General features: G+C 62.2%; 20 protein-coding genes and 1 tRNA gene. 1 reads left to right on the plus strand and 20 read right to left on the minus strand.

Annotation, left to right across the window (positions count from 1 at the left end; all coding sequences use genetic code 11):
* Positions 1-62 precede the first annotated feature (62 nt).
* The 3 genes from RMO95_RS13290 to RMO95_RS13300 are packed head-to-tail and all read right to left on the minus strand — an operon-like array spanning position 63 to position 2,538.
* Positions 63-740: a response regulator gene (locus RMO95_RS13290; protein WP_310451115.1), complete on the minus strand. Its 678-nt coding sequence runs from the start codon at positions 738-740 to the stop codon at positions 63-65.
* 2 nt (positions 741-742) lie between these two features.
* Complete coding sequence (locus RMO95_RS13295) at positions 743-1,978, minus strand: GAF domain-containing protein (RefSeq protein ID WP_310451116.1); 1,236 nt, start codon at positions 1,976-1,978, stop codon at positions 743-745.
* Positions 1,975-2,538 carry an NUDIX hydrolase gene (locus tag RMO95_RS13300; RefSeq protein ID WP_310451117.1) on the minus strand — a complete coding sequence of 188 codons (564 nt, stop codon included), beginning with the start codon at positions 2,536-2,538 and terminating at the stop codon, positions 1,975-1,977. The genes RMO95_RS13295 and RMO95_RS13300 overlap by 4 nt, the downstream gene beginning before the upstream one ends.
* 85 nt (positions 2,539-2,623) lie before the next feature.
* Between RMO95_RS13300 and RMO95_RS13305 the strand changes: the two genes are divergently transcribed.
* The gene (locus RMO95_RS13305) at positions 2,624-3,079 is read left to right on the plus strand and encodes a ligand-binding protein SH3 (RefSeq protein WP_310451118.1); all 456 of its coding nucleotides are present in this window, start codon (positions 2,624-2,626) and stop codon (positions 3,077-3,079) included.
* Between the two features lie 208 nt (positions 3,080-3,287).
* On the opposite strand, the gene nuoN is transcribed toward RMO95_RS13305, so the two are convergent.
* The 17 genes from nuoN to tpiA form a co-directional block, all read right to left on the minus strand.
* The gene (gene nuoN / locus RMO95_RS13310) at positions 3,288-4,769 is read right to left on the minus strand and encodes an NADH-quinone oxidoreductase subunit NuoN (protein ID WP_310451119.1); all 1,482 of its coding nucleotides are present in this window, start codon (positions 4,767-4,769) and stop codon (positions 3,288-3,290) included.
* A gap of 79 nt (positions 4,770-4,848) precedes the next feature.
* Positions 4,849-6,324: an NADH-quinone oxidoreductase subunit M gene (locus RMO95_RS13315; RefSeq protein WP_310451120.1), complete on the minus strand. Its 1,476-nt coding sequence runs from the start codon at positions 6,322-6,324 to the stop codon at positions 4,849-4,851.
* A gap of 40 nt (positions 6,325-6,364) precedes the next feature.
* The gene (nuoL, locus tag RMO95_RS13320; protein WP_310451121.1) at positions 6,365-8,362 is read right to left on the minus strand and encodes an NADH-quinone oxidoreductase subunit L; all 1,998 of its coding nucleotides are present in this window, start codon (positions 8,360-8,362) and stop codon (positions 6,365-6,367) included.
* A 13-nt stretch (positions 8,363-8,375) separates the two neighbouring features.
* The gene (nuoK, locus tag RMO95_RS13325) at positions 8,376-8,681 is read right to left on the minus strand and encodes an NADH-quinone oxidoreductase subunit NuoK (protein WP_310451122.1); all 306 of its coding nucleotides are present in this window, start codon (positions 8,679-8,681) and stop codon (positions 8,376-8,378) included.
* On the minus strand, positions 8,678-9,313 hold the full coding sequence (locus RMO95_RS13330; protein ID WP_310451123.1) for an NADH-quinone oxidoreductase subunit J: 636 nt from the start codon (positions 9,311-9,313) through the stop codon (positions 8,678-8,680). The genes nuoK and RMO95_RS13330 overlap by 4 nt, the downstream gene beginning before the upstream one ends.
* A 163-nt stretch (positions 9,314-9,476) precedes the next feature.
* A complete protein-coding gene (gene nuoI / locus RMO95_RS13335) occupies positions 9,477-9,974 on the minus strand; it encodes an NADH-quinone oxidoreductase subunit NuoI (protein WP_310451124.1) in 498 nt (165 codons plus the stop codon).
* A 15-nt stretch (positions 9,975-9,989) separates the two neighbouring features.
* On the minus strand, positions 9,990-11,075 hold the full coding sequence (gene nuoH / locus RMO95_RS13340; protein WP_310451125.1) for an NADH-quinone oxidoreductase subunit NuoH: 1,086 nt from the start codon (positions 11,073-11,075) through the stop codon (positions 9,990-9,992).
* Complete coding sequence (gene nuoG, locus RMO95_RS13345) at positions 11,075-13,423, minus strand: NADH-quinone oxidoreductase subunit NuoG (protein WP_310451126.1); 2,349 nt, start codon at positions 13,421-13,423, stop codon at positions 11,075-11,077. The genes nuoH and nuoG overlap by 1 nt, the downstream gene beginning before the upstream one ends.
* Positions 13,423-14,754 (minus strand): NADH-quinone oxidoreductase subunit NuoF, encoded by a 1,332-nt coding sequence (nuoF, locus tag RMO95_RS13350; RefSeq protein WP_310451127.1) that lies wholly within the window; start codon positions 14,752-14,754, stop codon positions 13,423-13,425. The genes nuoG and nuoF overlap by 1 nt, the downstream gene beginning before the upstream one ends.
* Before the next feature lies 1 nt (position 14,755).
* On the minus strand, positions 14,756-15,241 hold the full coding sequence (gene nuoE / locus RMO95_RS13355; protein ID WP_310451222.1) for an NADH-quinone oxidoreductase subunit NuoE: 486 nt from the start codon (positions 15,239-15,241) through the stop codon (positions 14,756-14,758).
* 26 nt (positions 15,242-15,267) lie between these two features.
* On the minus strand, positions 15,268-16,521 hold the full coding sequence (locus RMO95_RS13360) for an NADH-quinone oxidoreductase subunit D (RefSeq protein WP_310451128.1): 1,254 nt from the start codon (positions 16,519-16,521) through the stop codon (positions 15,268-15,270).
* A complete protein-coding gene (locus tag RMO95_RS13365; RefSeq protein ID WP_310451129.1) occupies positions 16,514-17,116 on the minus strand; it encodes an NADH-quinone oxidoreductase subunit C in 603 nt (200 codons plus the stop codon). Before RMO95_RS13365 ends, RMO95_RS13360 begins: the two co-directional genes overlap by 8 nt.
* 14 nt (positions 17,117-17,130) lie before the next feature.
* A complete protein-coding gene (locus RMO95_RS13370) occupies positions 17,131-17,607 on the minus strand; it encodes an NADH-quinone oxidoreductase subunit B family protein (RefSeq protein WP_294996207.1) in 477 nt (158 codons plus the stop codon).
* Between the two features lie 22 nt (positions 17,608-17,629).
* Positions 17,630-18,004, minus strand: coding sequence for an NADH-quinone oxidoreductase subunit A (locus tag RMO95_RS13375; protein WP_310451130.1), 375 nt, complete (start codon positions 18,002-18,004; stop codon positions 17,630-17,632).
* Between the two features lie 111 nt (positions 18,005-18,115).
* Positions 18,116-18,200 (minus strand) — tRNA-Leu (locus tag RMO95_RS13380).
* 97 nt (positions 18,201-18,297) lie between these two features.
* Positions 18,298-18,651, minus strand: coding sequence for a preprotein translocase subunit SecG (gene secG / locus RMO95_RS13385; protein ID WP_310451131.1), 354 nt, complete (start codon positions 18,649-18,651; stop codon positions 18,298-18,300).
* A 29-nt stretch (positions 18,652-18,680) separates the two neighbouring features.
* Positions 18,681-19,424 carry a triose-phosphate isomerase gene (tpiA, locus tag RMO95_RS13390; protein WP_310451132.1) on the minus strand — a complete coding sequence of 248 codons (744 nt, stop codon included), beginning with the start codon at positions 19,422-19,424 and terminating at the stop codon, positions 18,681-18,683.
* Positions 19,425-19,546 lie beyond the last annotated feature (122 nt).

Raw genomic sequence — 19,546 nt, forward strand, 5'->3', positions numbered from 1 at the left:
AGTTGAGCATTTCCTGCACGCGCATGCGTTTGAAGCTGCCGGCCGGCGGCGCGGGCTTTCTATTAATTGCGCCGGGCCTGCCCTGCCGCCTTCTGCTCGACGGCGAAGACCGCGGCCTCAACGCGCGAGCTGAGGTTGAGCTTGGCCAGGATGTGCTTGACGTGGAGCTTGACGGTGTCGTGGCTGATGTCGAGCACGCGGGCGATGGCCTTGTTCGACAGGCCTTGCGAGAGCTGCTGGAGTATCTCGTGTTCGCGCGCCGTCAACAGCTTCAGGGTGTCGGCCTTGGTCGCCGCGGCATTGCCGCCCTGCAGCAGATTGACCAGCTTCAGCGTCATCGCCGGCGCCACCACGGTTTCGCCGCGCACCGCGCGCTGCACGGCATCGACCACGTCTTCGGGCTCCATGTCCTTCAGCAAATAACCCTTGGCGCCGGCCTGCAGCGCCGCGGCGAGATCTTCCTCGGCATCGCTGACCGTCAGGATCAGCACCGGGCCGTACCAGCCGTCCGCCACCAGTTGGCGCAGCAGGCTGAGACCGCCGTTGGGCGGCATGTTGAGGTCGGTGATGACGACGTCGGGACGCGCCTGCGCAAGAATGCGGCAGGCCTCGTCGCCGCTGCCGGCGATGCCGGCGACGGTGATGGTGCCGCGCTGCTCCAGCAGTTCCGCCAGGCCCTTGCGGAACAGCGTGTGGTCGTCCACCAGCAGGACGCGGATGGCTTCGGTCTGCGTGTTCATGCCTAAACGCCCCCTCCCGGCGGAAAGCTGAGTCTGACGCGAAAGCCGCCCTGCGGCAGATTGACGACTTCGAGGCGGCCGCCGATTTTCTGCGCGCGCTCGCGCATGATGGCAAGTCCGAAGTGATCGCGCAGGGCGGGATGCTCCTCGAAGCCGCCGACGCGATTGGCGATGGCGAAAAAGCCCTGCCCGCCCCGGCCGTTGTCTTCGACCGTGGCATTGTAATAGTCGCCGGCCGCTTCCAGGGTCATGCTGGCTTCGGTGGCCCCGGAATGGCGGGCCACGTTGGCCAGCGCTTCCTGCAGGATGTGGAAGACCTGGCTTTCCTGTTCCGGCGGCAGACGCAGGTCGGTCAGCTTGTTGTCATAGCGCAGGGCGATTCCGGTGCGTTCCTGGAAGCCGCAGGCCAAACCCTGCAAGGCATGTTCGAGGCCCATCGGGTCCATCCGACTGCGAAACTGCACCAGCAGTTCACGCAGGTGGCCGTAAGCGTCGTCCAGCGCCTGGCCGACGTCGCCGGCGTATTTCGCGCTGCGCTCGAGCGACTGGTCGGCGATCGCATCGTTGAGCATGGCCATGCGCATTTTCATGTAGGCCAGGGTCTGCGCCAGCGAATCGTGGATTTCGGCGGCCATCATCTGCCGTTCGCTGGTCAGCACGATGCGCAGGTTTTCGCGCTTGAGCCGCGCGTTCTCCAGCGCCATGCCGAGGTGCTCGCCGATCGAGCGGAACAGCAGCGCGACTTCCTCGGGCAGTTCGAAAGCTTCGGGCAGGAACAGGTTGTAGGTGCCAAGCAGACGCCCGGCAGTCTGCAACGGGACCACCACCATGGCCTGGCAGCCGGTTTTGAAGAACTCGCCGCCGGTACGCGCGTCGCAAGCTCTCAGGTCGATATCGAACAAAGGCCGGTTCTGGCCGATGGCAATTCCGCACAGGCCGCAGTCGCGCGAGACCAGGCGCTCCCTTTCGACCACCGCCGGCGGCAAACCGCGCGAGGCGACCATGCGCAAATGCTTGCCGTCGCTGGTCAGCACCCGCACCACCCCGGCGTCGGCCTTGGCCAGACGGATCATGGTGCCGAGGAAGCGGCCCAGCAGCTCGTCGAGATCGTCCTCGTCCGCCAGCGTGCTGGATATCTCGGCGAGGACATGCAGCGCCTCCAGGGTGTGTCTGCCGGACGGATCGAGATCCAGTTCGGCGTGCGAAGGCGTGACACCAGTTGGGTTGATCTTGTTCATTCGGGAGCGGGCCAGGCACCGGAGTCGATCTTGTCCGCCCACATCAGGGCGCTGATGGTCTTGCCGTCGGTGATCTCGCCGTCGCGCACGGCCAGAATCGCATCGGCGACGCTCATTTCGATGATTTCGAGAAACTCGCCGTGATCGCGTTGATGGCCGACGTAGATCAGGCCGTGGGCCCAGAAAATTTCGATGCGCTCGTCAGAATAGCCGATACACGGATGCATGGTGCCCAGGTGGCGCCAGAATTTCGCCTGGTGGCCGGTCTCCTCGCGCAACTCGCGCTTGGCGGTGTCGAGCGGATGTTCGTCCGGATCGATCTTGCCGGCCGGCAGTTCGACGAAGATGCGTTGCAGCGGATAACGGAACTGGCGTTCGAACAGCAGCTTGCCGTTGTCCAGCGCGGCGATGACCACCACCGCACCCGGATGGGCGATCCACTCGCGAACGGTTTCGTGGCCGTTCGGCAGGCGCACGGTGTCGCGTCGCACATGCAACAGCTTGCCGTCAAAAACCGGCTCGCTGGCGACGGTGTGTTCGATCAGGTCGGCATCATCCATAGTGCGGTAAGGGAAATAATTGATACTTGAACTTTTGTTTTCGGGCGCCATCTTATATTAGCCCTCATTGATACAGGAGGCTCAAATGTCAGGCTTGATTCCGGGATTGAACGGCGACGGCGTGGTGACCATCAACCGCGTGCTGCTGCGCCAAGGATATACCATCGAGGACCTCGAAGAACGGGTTGCCGTGCTCTGCGAGAACGTAAAAACCTACCATTCCGAAACGGGTTTTCTTGGCGGCATGGTGGTGCTCAACAGCGGCCAGGTTTCCAACGAAGGCAGCACCCTCGGCCAGGCCGTGGCGAGTCCGCTGCAGGACCGCGAGGCGCTGATCATCACCTTCTGGGAATCCTTCGCGCAGCACGAAGCTTCACACCGCAGCGAGACCTTCCAGCCGCTGTTCCGCCAAGTGCTGGAACTGTGCGAAAACGGAAATGAAGAAATCGCGTATCGCATGCTGTGGTCGGGCAAGGCTTACTCGCCGGCCGAAGCGGCCGAGGCCAGGGCAGCGAAGGAGCGATACGCGAAAGCCGCGTAGCGGCTTTTCAGTTCCGTTTCGGTGCAGGCTAACCTGAGCGTAGCGAAGGTTAAGCGCTGAAGGCGCGGCCGCAGCCAAAACGGAAATGAAGAAATCGCGTATCGCATGCTGTGGTCGGGCAAGGCCTATTCGCCGCAGGAAGCGGCGCAGGCCAAGGCGGCCAAGGCGCGCTACGCGAAAGCCGCGTAAGCGCGAATCACTCGCCGGTTTAAAGCGAACGCATCAGGGTGGTGGTGCACACCAGCATCACCGCATCGGGGAACAAACCGAAGGCGGCGATGGCCAGGCCGTTGAGCGACAGCAACACCCGCAGGTCGAGGCCGGCGGCGATCGGAGCCGAGTCGACCGGCGCGTCGAAATACATCAGCTTGACCACGCGCAGGTAGTAGAAGGCGCCGATCAGCGAGAACATCACGGCGATTACGGCGACCGTCGTGTAGCCGGCCTTGATAGCCGCCAGCAGCACGGCGAACTTGGCGAAGAAGCCGATGAAGAACGGTATGCCGGCCATCGAGAACATGATGATCAGCATCATCGCGGCGAACCACGGACTGCGCTGGTTGAGGCCCTTGAAGTCTTCCAGGTTCTCGGCTTCGTAGCCGGCACGCGACAGCAACAACACCATGCCGAAGGCGCCGAGCGACATCAGCACATAGGCCACGGTGTAATACAGCGCCGAGCTGTAGGCATTGACCGCCGTGAAGGGGTCGACCTGGCCGCCGATCACGCCCGCCATCAGGCCCAGGACCATGTAGCCCATGTGCGATATCGCGGAGTAAGCCAGCATGCGCTTGATGTTGGTCTGCGCGATGGCTGCCAGATTGCCCAGACCGATGGAGAGCACAGCCATGATCAGCAGCATCTTCTGCCAGTCCATCGCCAGCCCGAACAGCCCATACACCAGCAGGCGCAAGGCCATGGCGAAGGCGGCGAGCTTCGGTGCGGAACCGATGAACATGGTCACGGCCGTCGGTGCGCCGTGATAAACGTCGGGAATCCACATGTGGAAGGGCACCAGGCCCAGCTTGAAGGCGATGCCGGCGACGAGGAAGACCAGGCCGAAGATCAGCACCGGCTTTTCCGAATGCCCCTGATACAGCGCCTGCGCCACGCCGCCGATTTCCAGGCTGCCGGTGGCGCCGTAGATCATCGACATGCCGTAGAGCAGCAGGCCCGAGGCCAGCGCACCGAGCACGAAATATTTCATCGCCGCCTCGGTGGCGCGCCGCGATTCGCGATCGATGGCGACCAGACCGTAGAGCGAAAGCGACATCAGTTCCAGACCGAGATACATGGTCAGCAGGCTGGCGGCCGAGATCATCACCATCATGCCCAGCGTGGCGTAGAGCACCAGGACGTAGAACTCGCCCTTGTCGAGGCCGCGGTCGCTCAGGTACTGCCGGCTGTAAACCAGCATCATGATGACTGCCAGGTAGCTCATCAGCTTGAGGAAATCCGACAGCAGGTCGTCGACGAACATGTTGCTGAAGGTCAGCGTCGTCTGTCCGTCGGAGGTCACCAAAGTGAGCGCGGCGCAGCCGAGCAGGGTGATCACGGTCAGCATGGCCGCGATCCAGCGGTGGGTGGCGCCGAAGACCAGGTCGACAAACAGTACCAGGAAGGACATCAGCAGGAGAAAAATCTCCGGCGCCGCCGGGTACAGGTCGGGCATCACGAAATTATTCAGCATCGCTTCTCTCGTGTTGCCTGTCCGCGAAGCGGATTTCCAGGCACGCAAAGCGCGTGCAGTTGGCGGACGCAGATATTCATCACAGTTTACTCACCGCAACATGCTTGAGCAGGTTATCCACCGAAGCGTGCATCACTTCGGTGAAGGGGAAGGGGTACAGGCCCATGGCCAGGACGCAGGCCGCCAGCAGGCCGAGCACCAGGAACTCGCGGCCGCCGATGTCCTTCAGCTTGGCCACATGGTCGTTGGCGACTTCGCCGAAGACCACGCGTTTGACCATCCACAGTGTGTAGGCGGCGCCGAGGATCAAGGTGGTGGCGGCAGCAAAGCCGACCCAGAAATTGAACTTGATGGCACCCAGGATCACCATGAACTCGCCGACAAAGCCGGAAGTGGCCGGCAGGCCGGAGTTGGCCATGGCGAAGAAGACGAACAGCGCGGCAAACTTCGGCATGGTATTCACGACGCCGCCGTAATCCGCGATCATGCGCGAATGCATGCGGTCGTACATGACGCCGACGCAAAGGAACATCGCCGCCGAAACGAAGCCGTGGGAGATCATCTGCACCAGGGCGCCTTCGATGCCGATCTGGTTGAAGATGAAGAAGCCGAGGGTGACGAAACCCATGTGCGAGATCGACGAGTAGGCGATCAGCTTCTTCATGTCGGTCTGCACCAGCGCCACGAAACCGATGTAGATGACGGCGATCAGGCTCAGGGCGATCATCAGTGGCGCCAGGTGATGACTGGCGTCGGGCACGATCGGCAGCGAGAACCGCACGAAACCGTAGGCACCTAGCTTCAGGGCGATCGCGGCAAGCACCACCGAGCCGCCGGTGGGTGCCTCGACGTGGGCGTCGGGCAACCAGGTATGCACCGGCCACATCGGCACCTTGACCGCGAAGGAGACCAGGAAGGCGATGAAAATCAGGATCTGCGGCGCCATGCCGATGCGCAGATGGTGCCAGTCGAGGATGTTGAAGCTGCCGCCGGACTCGAGGAACAGCCAGATCAGCGCCACCAGCATCAGGAGCGAGCCGAGCAGCGTGTAAAGGAAGAACTTGATCGCCGCATAGACGCGGTTCGGTCCGCCCCAGGCGCCGATGATGATGTACATCGGGATCAGCGAGGCTTCGAAGAAGACGTAGAACAGTACGCCGTCGAGCGCGCAGAAAATGCCGTTCATGAGGCCGGACATGACGAGGAAGGCGCCCATGTACTGGGCCTGCTTGTCTTCGATGACTTCCCAGCCGGCCAGCACCACCAGCACCGTGATCAGGCTGTTGAGCAGGATGAAGGGCATCGAAATGCCGTCAACCCCGAGCATGTACTGGACATTGAAGCGGGTAATCCACGGCGCCTGCTCGAAGAACTGCATGCCGGCGGTGCTGGTATCGAAGCCCGTATAGAGCGGAATGGTGACCAGGAAGCCGGCGACGGCGACGGCCAGCGACAGCCAGCGCACCAGCGAGCGGCGCTCGGAGCCGAGCCAGAACACCGGCAGAGCGCCAAGGATCGGCACCCAGATTGCGAGACTCAGGAGTTGCGATTTCATCGGATTAATATTCCATCAGACCGGTGTGCGTGTCATTGCATCAAGCCCTGGCGAACCAGAACGTCAGCAGCGCGAAGACGCCGAAGATCATGCCGAAAGCGTACTGGTAGATGCGGCCGGTCTGGAACAGGCGCACCAGTCCGGAAATCCAGCCCACCGCGGCCGCCGAGCCATTGACCATGACGCCGTCGATGACGACCTGGTCGCCACCCTTCCACAGGCCGCGCCCGAGCAGGCGCGCGCCGCCGGCGAAGAACCAGTCGTTGAACCGGTCGAAGCCGTATTTCTCTTCGAGTATGGTCGCCAGCACGCCGGACTTCTGCTTGATCACCGCCGGCAGGTCCGGGCGCACGATATAGAGGTACCAGGCCGTGACCGCACCGGACGCCGCCAGCCAGAACGGCAGCGTGGTCACGCCATGCGCCATCATGCCGAACACGCCATGGAACTCGTGGGCCATGGTCGCCATGCCCTTGTGCACCTCGGCGATGGTGATCGACGTGCCGAACCAGTTGCCATAGAGAACCGTGCCGATCAGCCAGCCCGAGGCGATTGCCGGGATCGCAAGCAGGATCAGCGGCACCGTGACGACTCTGGGGGTTTCGTGCGGTTCGACGGGACCATGATGGCCGTGGTCATCGTGCGCATCGTGATGCGCATCGTGGCCATGGGCGTCGTGCGCCGCCTCGCGGAAGCGCTCCTTGCCGTGGAAGGTGAAGAAAATCAGGCGGAAGGAATACAGGCCGCCGACGAAGACCGCGGCCAGGGCGCAGAAGTAGGCGAAGCCGGCACCCGGCACCTGGGCCAGATGCACCGCCTCGATGATCGAATCCTTGGAGAAGAAACCGGCGAAGGGCGGCAGGCCGGCGTTGGCGATGGCGCCGATAAGCATGGTGGCATAGGTGATCGGCATGTACTTGCGCAGGCCGCCCATCTTGCGCATATCCTGCTCGTGATGCATGGCGATGATCACCGAGCCGGCGCCGAGGAACAGCACGGCCTTGAAGAAGGCGTGCGTCATCAGGTGGAAGATCGCCACCGAGTAGGCCGAGGCGCCCAGCGCCATGGTCATGTAGCCGAGCTGCGACAGGGTCGAGTAGGCGACCACGCGCTTGATGTCGGTCTGCACGATGGCGATCAGGGCCATGAACAGCGTGGTGATGGCGCCGATCACGATGACGAAGGACAGAGCCGTGTCGGACAGCTCGAACAGCGGCGACATGCGCGAGACCATGAAGATACCGGCGGTGACCATGGTCGCGGCGTGGATCAGCGCGGAGATCGGAGTCGGGCCTTCCATCGAATCGGGCAGCCAGACATGCAGCGGAAACTGCGCCGACTTGCCCATGGCGCCGATGAACAGGCAGATGCAGATGGCGGTGATCAGCGGCCAGCCGGTGACCGCCGCGGTGACCAGCGCCAGTTCGTTGCGCTTGGCGAACACCGTGGCGTAGTCGAGGCTGCCGGCGTAGGCGGCGATCAGGCCGATGCCGAGCAGGAAGCCGAAGTCGCCGACGCGGTTGACCAGGAAGGCCTTGAGGTTGGCGTAGATCGCCGTCGGCCGCGTGTACCAGAAGCCGATCAGCAGATAGGAAACCAGGCCCACCGCTTCCCAGCCGAAGAACAGCTGGACGAAGTTGTTCGCCATCACCAGCATCAGCATGGAGAAGGTAAACAATGAGATGTAGCTGAAGAAGCGCTGGTAGCCGGGGTCTTCGGCCATGTAGCCGATGGTGTACACATGCACCATGAGCGAGACGAAGGTGACCACCAGCATCATCAGGACGGTCAGTGGATCGATCAGGAAGCCGATTTCGAGCTTGAGACCGCCGGATTCCATCCAGGTGTAGACCGTGCCGTTGAACACGTTGCCGGCCTGCACGTCCTGATAGATCAGCACCGACAGCACGAAGGATATGGCGACGCCGAGTATGGTCACGACGTGGGAGCCGGTGCGGCCGAGAATCTTGCCGAAGAAGCCGGCGAGGATGGCGCCGGCCAGCGGGGCCAGGGGAACCAGCAGATAGAGAGTTTTCATGCCCATGGTCCGACTAGCCCCTCAGAGTGTCGAGATCCTCGACATCGATGGACGACAGATTGCGGAACAGTACGACCAGAATGGCCAGACCGATGCCCGACTCGGCGGCCGCCACCACAAGGATGAAGAAGACGAAGAGCTGGCCCGAGAGGTCGTTGAGGTAGTGCGAGAAGGCGACGAAGTTGAGATTCACCGCCAGCAGCATCAGCTCGATGGCCATCAGCAGCACGATCAGGTTCTTGCGGTTGAGGAAGATGCCGACGATGCTGATGGCAAACAGGATGGCGCCCAGGATCAGGTAGTGCGACAGCGAGATCATGCCTTTTCCCCAGGTTGTGCCGCAGGCGCGGGCAGTTCGACTTCCGGCGCCATCTTGACCAGACGCATGCGATCCTTGGCCTTGACCGCAATCTGGTCGGATGGATGCATGGCCTTGGTGTCCTTGCGCCGGCGCAAGGTCAGCATGACGGCGACGATGATCGCTACCAGCAGGACCACCGAGGCGATTTCGAAGGGATAGGCATACTCGGTGTACAGCACCCGCGCCAGTTCCTTGGTGTTGCTGTAGTTTGCCGGCAGGTTATGCGCCGGCAGGTTGGCCAGACCGAAATAGCGTCCCGACAGCACCGCCGCCATCTCGCCGATCAGCAGCAGGCCGACCAGCGCGCCGAGCGGCAGGTTCTTCCAGAAGCCCTGACGCACCCGCTCGATATTGATGTCGAGCATCATCACCACGAAGAGGAACAGCACCATCACCGCGCCGACATAGACCATGATCAGCACGAGGGCCAGGAACTCGGCCTGCAGCAGCAGCCACAGTCCCGCCATATTGAAGAAGGCCAGCACCAGGAACAGCGCGGCATGCACCGGATTGCGGGCCGTGATCACGCGCAACGCGGCTACCACCGTCACGACGGAGAAGAGGTAGAAAAGTATGGTCTTGAATTCCATGGCTGGATCAGCAGCGCTTCAAAGCTTGTGAAGAAATCGTAGCGAGCAGGCCGGAGTGCAAGGCGTGAATGAGCGAACGACGAGACATATCTGTGGATAGGCGAGGAGTGAGCGAGTGAGCAACGCAGCAATCCGGTCGCGCAGTAGATTTATTCATAAGCTTTCAGCGGTAAGGGGCATCCTGGGCACGATCGGCAGCGATCTGCGCTTCGTTCTTGTCACCCACGGCCAGCAGCATCTGCTTGGTGTAGTAGAGATCGCCGCGCTTTTCGCCGTGATATTCGAAAATGCGGGTCTGCACGATCGCATCGACCGGACAGGCTTCCTCGCAGAAGCCGCAGAAAATGCATTTGGTGAGATCGATGTCGTAGCGCGTGGTACGGCGCGAGGTTTGCCCATTCGCATCGACGCGCTCGGCCGACTCGATGGTGATCGCCAGCGCCGGGCACACGGCCTCGCACAGCTTGCAGGCAATGCAGCGCTCTTCGCCGTTCGGATAGCGGCGCAGGGCATGCAGGCCGCGGAAGCGGTTGCTTTGCGGCGTCTTCTCCTCCGGATACTGAATGGTGATCTTGCGCGCGAACATGTAGCGGCCGGTCACCGCCATGCCCTTGAACAGTTCCTTGAGGAACAGGCTACCTATGAAATCTCTTGCACCCATGGTGATCTCCCGGTCCTATTTCCAGATGGTCAGCGGCGACATCATCCAGACGCCCACCACCAGAATCCAGATCAGCGTCAGCGGCACAAACACCTTCCAACCCAGACGCATGAGCTGGTCATAGCGATAGCGCGGGAAAGTGGCTCGAATCCAGAGGAAGAAGAACAGGATTGCGGCCATCTTTGCCGCCATCCAGTGGAAGCCGTCGGGAATGAAGCCGACCGGGGACAGCCAGCCGCCGAGGAAGAAGATCGAGGTCATGGCCGAGATCAGGATCATGTTGGCGTATTCGGCGAGGAAGAACATCGCGAAGGCCATGCCCGAATATTCCACCATGTGGCCGGCGACGATTTCCGATTCGCCCTCGACCACGTCGAACGGGGCGCGGTTGGTCTCGGCGACGCCGGAAATCAGGTAGACCGCGAACATCGGCAGCAACGGCAGCCAGTTCCATGAAAACACGTCGATCCCATAGCCGGCAAACCTGCCCTTGCTCTGGGCCATGACGATGTCGGTCAGGTTCAGGCTGTTCGACACCATCAGCACGGTGATCAGCGCCAGACCCATCGATATCTCGTAGGAGATCATCTGCGCCGAAGCACGCATGGCGCCGAAGAAGGGATACTTGGAGTTCGAGGCCCAGCCGGCGATGATGATGCCGTAGACACCCACCGAACTGATCGCCAGCAGATACAGCACGCCGGCATCGACATTGGCCAGCACCCAGCCGGGCGAGAATGGAATAACTGCCCAGAGCGCCAGGGCCGGTGCGATGGCCATGATCGGGCCGAGCACGAACAGCTTCTTGTCGGCGGCGGTCGGGAACAGCACCTCCTTGAAGAACAGCTTGAGGCCGTCGGCGATCGGCTGCAGCAGGCCCCACGGACCGACTCGATTGGGGCCGATGCGAACCTGCATCCAGCCGATGACCTTGCGCTCCCAGAAGGTCAGGTAGGCCACCGACAGCAGCAGCGGTGCCATGATCAGCACGATTTTCGCCAGGGTCCAGAGCAGCGGCCAGACCGGCTTGATCAGACTCCAGATCGGCGCCCACAGCGAACCGAGGACGGAGGCGAGCAGGTTGAGGACAGTAGCTTCCATCACGCCTTCTCCACGCTCAGAACCGCGGACATAGAACCCAGCGCGACGGTGGCGACATGCGCCGCCGCGACGCGAACCACGCCGTCGGGCAGGCCGGCATCGAGCTGCACCGGCAGCGTCACGCTCGCCGTGGCGCCAGCGCCAACTCTTGCCTGGCCGCCTGCAGTCAGACCGAGTTTCGCCAGCATCGCCGCATTCATGCGCGCGGCGGGAGCCGCGGCATCGGCCGCCAATTGCAGCGCTGCAGCGCGCCGCACCAGCGGGTCGGCAAAATGGATCGGCACATCGGCCAGGCGTTCCAGGCCGCCGCCAGCGGTCGCCAGATTCAGGGGCACGCCGCCGATGCCGTTGTCGAGGCCGGCGACGAATTCGGGCTGACCGCCCAGCGCTTCGGCGCGCACATCCTCGCTGCTGTTGAATTCGAAACCGTTCAGGGCCAGCAGATTGCCCAGCACGCGCAACACCTTCCACGCCGGGCGTGTCTCGCCCAGCGGCTTGGCGGCGGCGTAGAAACTCTGCGCGCGGCCTTCCGTATTGACGAATGTGCCGGAGGTTTCCGAGAAGGGTGACACCGGCAGCAGCACCGCCGCATAGTCGAGCATGGCCTGCGACTTGAAGGGCGTCAGCACCACTGTGACGGCGGCCTTGCCGAGCGCGGCCAGCGCCTGGGCGCCGTCGGCGCAATCGAGTTCGGCTTCGGCGCCAAGCACTACATAAGCCTGACGCGGGTCTTTCAGCATCGCCGCGGCGTTGAGGCCGCCGGCGGCAGGCACGGCCTTGGCGACATAGCCGCCGACGCTGTTGGCTGCCTCACCGAGGAAGCCGAAGCTGCCGCCGAGGGCGGCGGCCAGTTGGCGGCCCAGCGCATGCAGCGTCGCTGCCTGTGGGTGTTGTTGCGCGAAGTTGCCGAGCAGGACACCGCTGCATTTGCCACCATCGCTGCCGGATGCCAGGCTCTGGGCGATGGCTTGCGCCTCTGCCGAGACAATGACGCCGGCCAGAGCCGCGTCGGCATTGACACCCTTGAGCGCACAGACTGCCTTGAGGATCTGGGCCAGCACGGCCGGAAGCTGCGAGGGCGCGGCAATCGCACGCGCCGCAAGCTTGATCAGCAAGTCGTCGTCCGCGCTGTGCAGGATGCTGACCTCGGCACCCTTCTTGGCCGACTGACGCAGGCGCTGGGCGATCAGCGGATGATCCTTGCGCAGGAAGGAGCCGACCACCAGCACGCGATCGAGACGGCCGATGTCGGCGATCTTCATACCCAGCCAAGGGGTGCCCTGGCGCTTGCCGTCGGCCGAGAAGTCGCTGTGGCGCAGGCGGAAATCGATGTTCTCGCTACCCAGGCCGCGCAGCAGTTTCTGCGCGAGGTACATTTCTTCCAGCGTCGCGTGCGGACTCAGCAGTCCGCCGATGGCCGCGCCGCCGTGGGTCTTGGCCACGTCGCGCAGGGCATGCGCGGCGTAATCGAGAGCGACGCTCCAGGCGACTTCGCGCCAGGAGCCGTCCTGCTTCACCATCGGCCTGGTCAGCCGCTCCGTCGAATTCAGGCCTTGATAGGAGAAGCGCTCCTTGTCGGTCAGCCAGCATTCGTTGATGTCTTCGTTTTCCAGCGGCAGCACGCGCATCACGCGGTCGCTCTTGGTCTGCAGGATCAGGTTGCTGCCCAGCCCGTCGTGCGGGCTCACCGACTTGCGCCGGGACAGTTCCCAGGTGCGCGCCGAAAAGCGGAAGGGCTTGGAAGTCAGCGCGCCGACCGGGCACAGGTCGATGATGTTGCCGGAGAGTTCGGTATCCACGGTCTTGCCGATGAAGGGCATGACCTCGGCGCGCTCGCCGCGGTAGGACTGGCCGAGTTCCATGAAACCGGCGATTTCGGCGGTGAAGCGGATGCAGCGCGTGCAGTTGATGCAGCGGGTCATGTCGGTCGACACCAGCGGACCGAGATCCTTGTCGGGGACGACGCGCTTTTCCTCTTCGTACTTCGAGGCGGATTCGCCATAGCCGACCGCCAGATCCTGCAGCTGGCATTCGCCGCCCTGATCGCAGATCGGGCAATCCAGCGGATGGTTGATCAGCAGGAATTCCATCACCGCCTTCTGTGCCTTGACCGCCAGATCGGAATGGGTGAACACCTTCATGCCGTTGGTCACCGGCGTGGCGCAGGCCGGCATCGGCTTCGGCGCCTTTTCCACCTGGACCAGGCACATCCGGCAGTTGGCCGCGATGGACAGCTTCTTGTGGTAGCAGAAGTGCGGGATGTAGGTGCCCAGTTGATGGGCCGCCTCGATGATGGTGCTGCCCTCGGCAACCTGCAGCGTCTTGCCGTCGATTTCGATCTCGACCATTACGCGGCCCCTGCCTTGAAGAAGCCGCTACCGGCACGCTGAATGTCCGGATCGACCAGACACTTCTTGTTTTCGATGTGGTACTCGAACTCGCTCTTGAAGTGCTTGATGAAGCTGCGCACCGGGAAGGCGGCGGCATCGGCCAGCGCACAAATAGTCTTGCCCATCATGTTGTCGGTCACGCGATTCAGCAGGTCGAGATCTTCGGGGCGACCCTGGCCGTGCTCGATACGATGCACGACGCGATATAGCCAGCCGCTACCCTCGCGGCAAGGCGTGCATTGGCCGCAGGATTCCTCGAAATAGAAGTAGGACAGGCGCTCCAGCGCCTTGACCATGCACACCGTTTCGTCCATCACGATGACCGCACCCGAGCCGAGCATGGAACCGGCCTTGGCGATCGAGTCGTAGTCCATGGTGCAATCCATCATGACGTCGGCAGGCAACACCGGCGCCGACGAGCCGCCTGGAATCACCGCCTTGAGCTTGCGTCCGCCACGCATGCCGCCCGCCATTTCGAGCAGCTTGGCAAAGGGCGTGCCCATCGGCACTTCATAGTTGCCCGGGCGATTGACGTGGCCCGACACCGAGAACAGCTTGGTGCCGCCGTTATTGGGTTTGCCCAGATTGAGGTAAGCCTCGGCGCCCATGCCCAGAATGAAGGGAATTGCGGCAAAGGTCTCGGTATTGTTGATCGTGGTCGGCTTGCCGTAGAGGCCGAAATTCGCCGGGAAGGGCGGCTTGTAGCGCGGCTGGCCCTTCTTGCCCTCGATGGATTCAAGCAGGCCGGTTTCCTCGCCGCAGATGTAGGCGCCCCAGCCGTGATGCGCAAAGAGGTCGAAACTGAAATCCGAACCGAGAATGTTGTTGCCCAGATAGCCGGCGGCACGCGCCTGATCGAGAGCTTCCTCGAAACGCTGGTAGATTTCGAAGATCTCGCCGTGGATGTAGTTGTAACCGCGCTTCGCACCCACCGCATAGCCGGCGATGATCATGCCCTCGATGGTCGAATGCGGGTCGAAGCGCAGCAGGTCGCGGTCTTTGAAGGTGCCCGGCTCGCCTTCGTCGGTGTTGCACACGACATATTTCTCCGGCGCCGCCTTGGGCATGAAGCTCCACTTGAGTCCGGTGGGAAAACCGGCGCCGCCGCGACCGCGCAGAACAGACTTCTTGACCTCGGCGATCAGGTCGTCCTGCGTCATTTTGCTCGACAGCACGCGCTTCAATTGGGCATAACCGCCGCGTGCTTCGTAATCCTTGAGGGTCCAGCCTGCATCGCCCCTGGCCCAGCCGGTGGTCAGCAGCGGATTGATGGTGTCGATAAGCGCCATCTTATTTGCACTCCGCCAGCAGCTTGTCGATTTGTTCGGGCAGCATGAAACTGCACATGCGCTTGTTGTTCACCAGCATCACCGGCGCATCGCCGCAGGCGCCCATGCACTCGCCTTCCTTCAAGGTGAACTTGCCGTCCGCGGTAGTCTCGTTGAAGTCGATGCCGAGCTTTTCCTTGACGTAATCGGCAGCATGAACGCCACCGGACAAGGCGCAAGGCAGATTGGTGCACACCGTCAGCTTGTACTTGCCGACCGGCTGCAGGTCGTACATGTTGTAGAAGCTCGCCACCTCGTAGGCGGCGATCGGCGGCATGCCCAGATAGCCGGCGACAGCGGCGATGGTTTCCTTGGGCAGCCAGCCCTTTTCGTCCTGGGCAATCGCCAGCGCCGCCATCACCGCGGACTGCTTCTGGTCGGCAGGATACTTGGCCACTTCGCGGTCGATTTTTACAAGCGATTCAGGGCTCAATTCGGGGCTCGACATGTCGTATTGATTATTCATCCGGCGCTCTATCGGTCGACGTCGCCCAGCACCAGATCGATGGTGCCGATAATGGCAGTCGCGTCGGCCAGCATATGGCCGCGACACATTTCATCCGTAGCGGCCAGGTGGGGAATTCCTGCGGTGTGCAGCTTGATGCGGTAGGGCTTGTTGGCGCCGTCCGATACCGCCCAGACGCCCATCTCGCCCTTGGGGTGCTCGATCGCCACGTAGGCCTCGCCGGCCGGCACATGCATACCTTCGGAAAACAGCTTGAAGTGATGGATCAGCTCTTCCATGCTGCCCTTCATCTTCTCCCGCGATGGCGGCGCCACCTTGTGATCGTCGGTGATGACCGGACCCGGATTTGCACGCAGCCAGTCTATGCATTGCTTGATGATACGGTTGGCCTGGAACATCTCTTCCATGCGCACCAGATAGCGATCGTAGGTGTCGCCATTGACGCCGACCGGAATGTCGAAATCCATGCGGTCATACACTTCGTAGGGCTGCTTCTTGCGCAAATCCCATTCGATGCCCGAACCGCGCAGCATCGCGCCGCTGAAGCCGAGTTGCAGGGCACGCTCCGGGCTGACGACGCCGATACCGACGGTACGCTGCTTCCAGATGCGGTTGTCGGTCAGCAGCGTGTGGTACTCGCTGAGATAGACCGGGAAACGATTGGTGAAGTCCTCAAGGAAGTCGAGCAGCGAACCACTGCGCGCCTCGTTGAGTTCCTTGACTGTCTGCGCATTCTTGAAGCGATTTTCCTGGTACTTCGGCATCTGGTCCGGCAGATCGCGATAGACGCCGCCGGGCCGGTAATAGGCCTGGTGCATGCGGATGCCGCAGGTGGCTTCGAGCACGTCGAACAGATCCTCGCGTTCGCGGAAGGTGTACAGCACCATGGTCATGGCGCCGATGTCGAGCGCGTGGGTGCCGATGTTGAGCAGATGATTCTTGATCCGCGCGATCTCGTCGAACATGACGCGGATGTACTGGGCGCGGATCGGCACCTCGATGCCCAGCAGACGCTCGACCGCGAGGCAGTAGGCATGCTCGCTGGGAATCATCGAGGTGTAGTCGAGGCGATCCAGGTAAGGCAGGGTCTGCAGCCAGGTGCGAGTTTCCGCCAGCTTCTCGGTGCCGCGATGCAGGAGACCGATGTGCGGATCGGCGCGCACCACGACCTCGCCATCGAGTTCCAGCACCAGGCGCAACACGCCGTGGGCCGCCGGATGCTGGGGCCCGAAGTTCAGGGTGTAGTTCTTGATGTCAGCCACGGCCGCCACCTTTTCCGTAGGTTTCCTCGCGCACGATGCGCGGCGTTACTTCGCGCGGCTCGATCGTCACCGGCTGATAGATCACGCGCTTCTGCTCGGGGTCGTAACGCATCTCGACATAACCTGAAATCGGGAAGTCCTTGCGGAAAGGATGGCCGACAAAGCCGTAGTCGGTCAGGATGCGGCGCAGATCGACATGGCCCTCGAAGTGGATGCCGAACAGATCGAAGGCCTCGCGCTCGTACCAGTTGGCGCTGTTCCAGATTTCCATGACCGACGGCACCACCGGAAATTCGTCGTCCGGTGCGAAGACCCTGACGCGCAGGCGCCAGTTGTGGGTGATCGACAACAGTTGGCTGACTGCCGCGAAGCGCTTGCCCTGATAGCCGGTGTAGGCGGAGTAATCGATGCCGCTGAGATCCATCAACTGCTCGAAGCGGAACGCAGGGTCGTCACGCAGTTGGCGCATCACGTCGAGATAATTCCCGGCCGGCACCACGACAGTCAATTCACCCAATGCCAGGACCGGTTCGCCGATCCGATCACCGAAGCTTTCTTTAAGTTGCCTGCAAAGTCGTTCCAGTTTGACGCTCATGGGGTAGGCTCAGGTCAGCGGGCGATGGTAGTGGTGCGGCGGATCTTGCTCTGCAGCTGGATCAGGCCGTACAGCAACGCCTCCGCCGTCGGCGGACAACCCGGTACATAGACATCGACGGGCACGATGCGGTCCACTCCGCGCACCACCGAATATGAGTAATGGTAGTAGCCGCCGCCATTGGCACAGGAGCCCATCGAGAGCACCCAGCGCGGCTCGGCCATCTGGTCGTAAACCTTGCGCAAGGCGGGCGCCATCTTGTTGGTCAGGGTGCCGGCGACGATCATCACGTCGCTTTGCCTCGGACTTGGGCGGAACACGATGCCGAAGCGATCGAGGTCGTAACGCGAGCAACCGGCGTGGATCATTTCAATCGCACAACAGGCCAGACCGAAAGTCATCGGCCACATCGAACCGGTGCGCGTCCAGTTGATGATCTTGTCCAGCGACGTGGTGACGAAGCCTTCCTGCAGAACGCCTTCGATGCTCATGCGCTGAAATCCTTGATCCCGTTCATTCCCAATCCAGCGCTCCCTTGGCCCACGCATAGACGTAGCCGACAACGAGGATACCGATAAACACGAACATCTCGACGAATCCGAACAGCTTCACCGCGTCGGTGTTGACGATCTCCTTGAAGATCGTTGCCCACGGGAACAGGAAGGCGATTTCGAGATCGAACAGGATGAAGAGAATGGCGATCAGGTAGTAGCGCACATCGAACTTCATGCGCGCATCTTCGAAGGGAGCGAAACCGCATTCGAAGGCGGAAAGCTTCTCGCTGTCCGGACGATTGGGTGCGATCAGCCAACCGAGGAAGATGGGTGCGCAACCGAAAGCGAGGCCCACCAAGATAAAGACAAAAATCGGGAAGTAATTATCCAGCATTTTGTTGGGACGGCCACTTCACTTGTTGGTTTCGGCCGGCCAACCTGCAATCCTTCGCAGGTGAACCGACACACGACTACCTTTTTGCTGCCTTGCTTGCTGCTTTTTTACTGGTGCCGACGGTGAGACTCGAACTCACACAGCTTGCGCCACTACCCCCTCAAGATAGCGTGTCTACCAATTTCACCACGTCGGCAATATCGTTACTGCGGGAGCGGCGCGAATTATATAACAAGCCATTGACTCGTTCGTGCGCCGCAACAAAAAAATCTATGGCGGTTGAGGCCTGAAGCTTATTTCGGAATGTCCTTCGCCTTCGACTCCGGCGCCGCCGGCGTCTGCGCCGGAGTCGCGGGAGCGGTTTGTGCGGCGGGCGCCGAATCCATCACGCTACCCGAGGCCGCCGGGCGCGAGGTGGCGATGTAGGAAAGTGCAAGGCTGGTCAGGAAGAACACCACCGCAAGTGCCGCGGTCACGCGCGACAGAAAATTCGCCGACCCCGTGGCGCCGAACAGGCTACCCGAGGCGCCGCTGCCGAAAGCCGCGCCCATGTCGGCGCCCTTGCCGTGCTGCAGCAACACGAAGCCGATGACACTCAGACCGGCGATGATATGCACGGTCAGAATCACGGTATGCATCAAGTCCATGAGAACCTCTTCAAATCTCTAAATTACGTTCAGGCAGCGGCGCAAATGGCAAGGAAATCCGCTGCCACCAGGGAAGCGCCGCCGATGAGACCGCCATCGATATCGGCCTGGCCGAAGAGCTCGACCGCATTGTTGGCCTTGACGCTACCGCCATAGAGGATGCGCAGACCGGCGGCGACATCCTTGCTGTCGCGCGCGAAGCGTGCGCGAATCTGGGCGTGAACCTCCTGCGCCTGCTCCGGGGACGCGGTGCGCCCGGTGCCGATCGCCCATACCGGCTCATAGGCGACGACGGCGCGGGCAAAGGCGTCAATGCCATTCGTTTCAAGAACTGCGTCGATCTGCCGCGTCACCACCTCGCCGGTGATGCCCGCCTCGCGCTCCGCCAGCGATTCGCCGACGCACAGCACCGGCATCAGCCCGGCCTTGAGCGCTGCGGCAAACTTGGCCGCAACGACGGCATCGGTGTCGCCGAAAAACGAGCGGCGTTCGGAATGGCCGACGAGGACATAGCGGCAGGCAAAATCCGCCAGCATCGCCCCGCTCACTTCGCCCGTCCAGGCTCCCTGGGCATGTTCGGAGACATCCTGGGCGCCCCAGGCCACGCTGCTGCCGGCGAGCGCGGCTTGTGCCTGGGCCAGATAGGGGTAAGGCACGCAGACAGCCACCTCGGCGCGGCCTTTGGCGCCGTCGCGTACAGCTTGCAGCAGGCCCGCATTGGTGGCGAGACTGCCATGCATTTTCCAGTTTCCGGCAACGAGTTTGGTGCGCATGATGACAAGATTGGGGCTACACGAAGCCCGCGATTATAACGGCTGCGCGGTGCGAATGCCAGACCGGGAACAGCTTCCGAACGCGGGCATGGCCGCGCGACAGCCGGACGATACGGTGAGCC

Source organism: Sulfuritalea sp. (genome assembly GCF_031426875.1).
Taxonomy (GTDB): Bacteria; Pseudomonadota; Gammaproteobacteria; order Burkholderiales; family Rhodocyclaceae; genus Sulfuritalea.

Excerpts from the sequence above, each read along its gene's own strand:
- RMO95_RS13290 (WP_310451115.1), bottom strand. The coding sequence starts at position 740 with ATGAACACGCAGACCGAAGCCATCCGCGTCCTGCTGGTGGACGACCAC.
- RMO95_RS13295 (WP_310451116.1), bottom strand. The coding sequence starts at position 1,978 with ATGAACAAGATCAACCCAACTGGTGTCACGCCTTCGCACGCCGAACTG.
- RMO95_RS13300 (WP_310451117.1), bottom strand. The coding sequence starts at position 2,538 with ATGGATGATGCCGACCTGATCGAACACACCGTCGCCAGCGAGCCGGTT.
- RMO95_RS13305 (WP_310451118.1), top strand. The coding sequence starts at position 2,624 with ATGTCAGGCTTGATTCCGGGATTGAACGGCGACGGCGTGGTGACCATC.
- nuoN (WP_310451119.1), bottom strand. The coding sequence starts at position 4,769 with ATGCTGAATAATTTCGTGATGCCCGACCTGTACCCGGCGGCGCCGGAG.
- RMO95_RS13315 (WP_310451120.1), bottom strand. The coding sequence starts at position 6,324 with ATGAAATCGCAACTCCTGAGTCTCGCAATCTGGGTGCCGATCCTTGGC.
- nuoL (WP_310451121.1), bottom strand. The coding sequence starts at position 8,362 with ATGAAAACTCTCTATCTGCTGGTTCCCCTGGCCCCGCTGGCCGGCGCC.
- nuoK (WP_310451122.1), bottom strand. The coding sequence starts at position 8,681 with ATGATCTCGCTGTCGCACTACCTGATCCTGGGCGCCATCCTGTTTGCC.
- RMO95_RS13330 (WP_310451123.1), bottom strand. The coding sequence starts at position 9,313 with ATGGAATTCAAGACCATACTTTTCTACCTCTTCTCCGTCGTGACGGTG.
- nuoI (WP_310451124.1), bottom strand. The coding sequence starts at position 9,974 with ATGGGTGCAAGAGATTTCATAGGTAGCCTGTTCCTCAAGGAACTGTTC.
- nuoH (WP_310451125.1), bottom strand. The coding sequence starts at position 11,075 with ATGGAAGCTACTGTCCTCAACCTGCTCGCCTCCGTCCTCGGTTCGCTG.
- nuoG (WP_310451126.1), bottom strand. The coding sequence starts at position 13,423 with ATGGTCGAGATCGAAATCGACGGCAAGACGCTGCAGGTTGCCGAGGGC.
- nuoF (WP_310451127.1), bottom strand. The coding sequence starts at position 14,754 with ATGGCGCTTATCGACACCATCAATCCGCTGCTGACCACCGGCTGGGCC.
- nuoE (WP_310451222.1), bottom strand. The coding sequence starts at position 15,241 with ATGTCGAGCCCCGAATTGAGCCCTGAATCGCTTGTAAAAATCGACCGC.
- RMO95_RS13365 (WP_310451129.1), bottom strand. The coding sequence starts at position 17,116 with ATGAGCGTCAAACTGGAACGACTTTGCAGGCAACTTAAAGAAAGCTTC.
- RMO95_RS13370 (WP_294996207.1), bottom strand. The coding sequence starts at position 17,607 with ATGAGCATCGAAGGCGTTCTGCAGGAAGGCTTCGTCACCACGTCGCTG.
- RMO95_RS13375 (WP_310451130.1), bottom strand. The coding sequence starts at position 18,004 with ATGCTGGATAATTACTTCCCGATTTTTGTCTTTATCTTGGTGGGCCTC.
- secG (WP_310451131.1), bottom strand. The coding sequence starts at position 18,651 with ATGGACTTGATGCATACCGTGATTCTGACCGTGCATATCATCGCCGGT.
- tpiA (WP_310451132.1), bottom strand. The coding sequence starts at position 19,424 with ATGCGCACCAAACTCGTTGCCGGAAACTGGAAAATGCATGGCAGTCTC.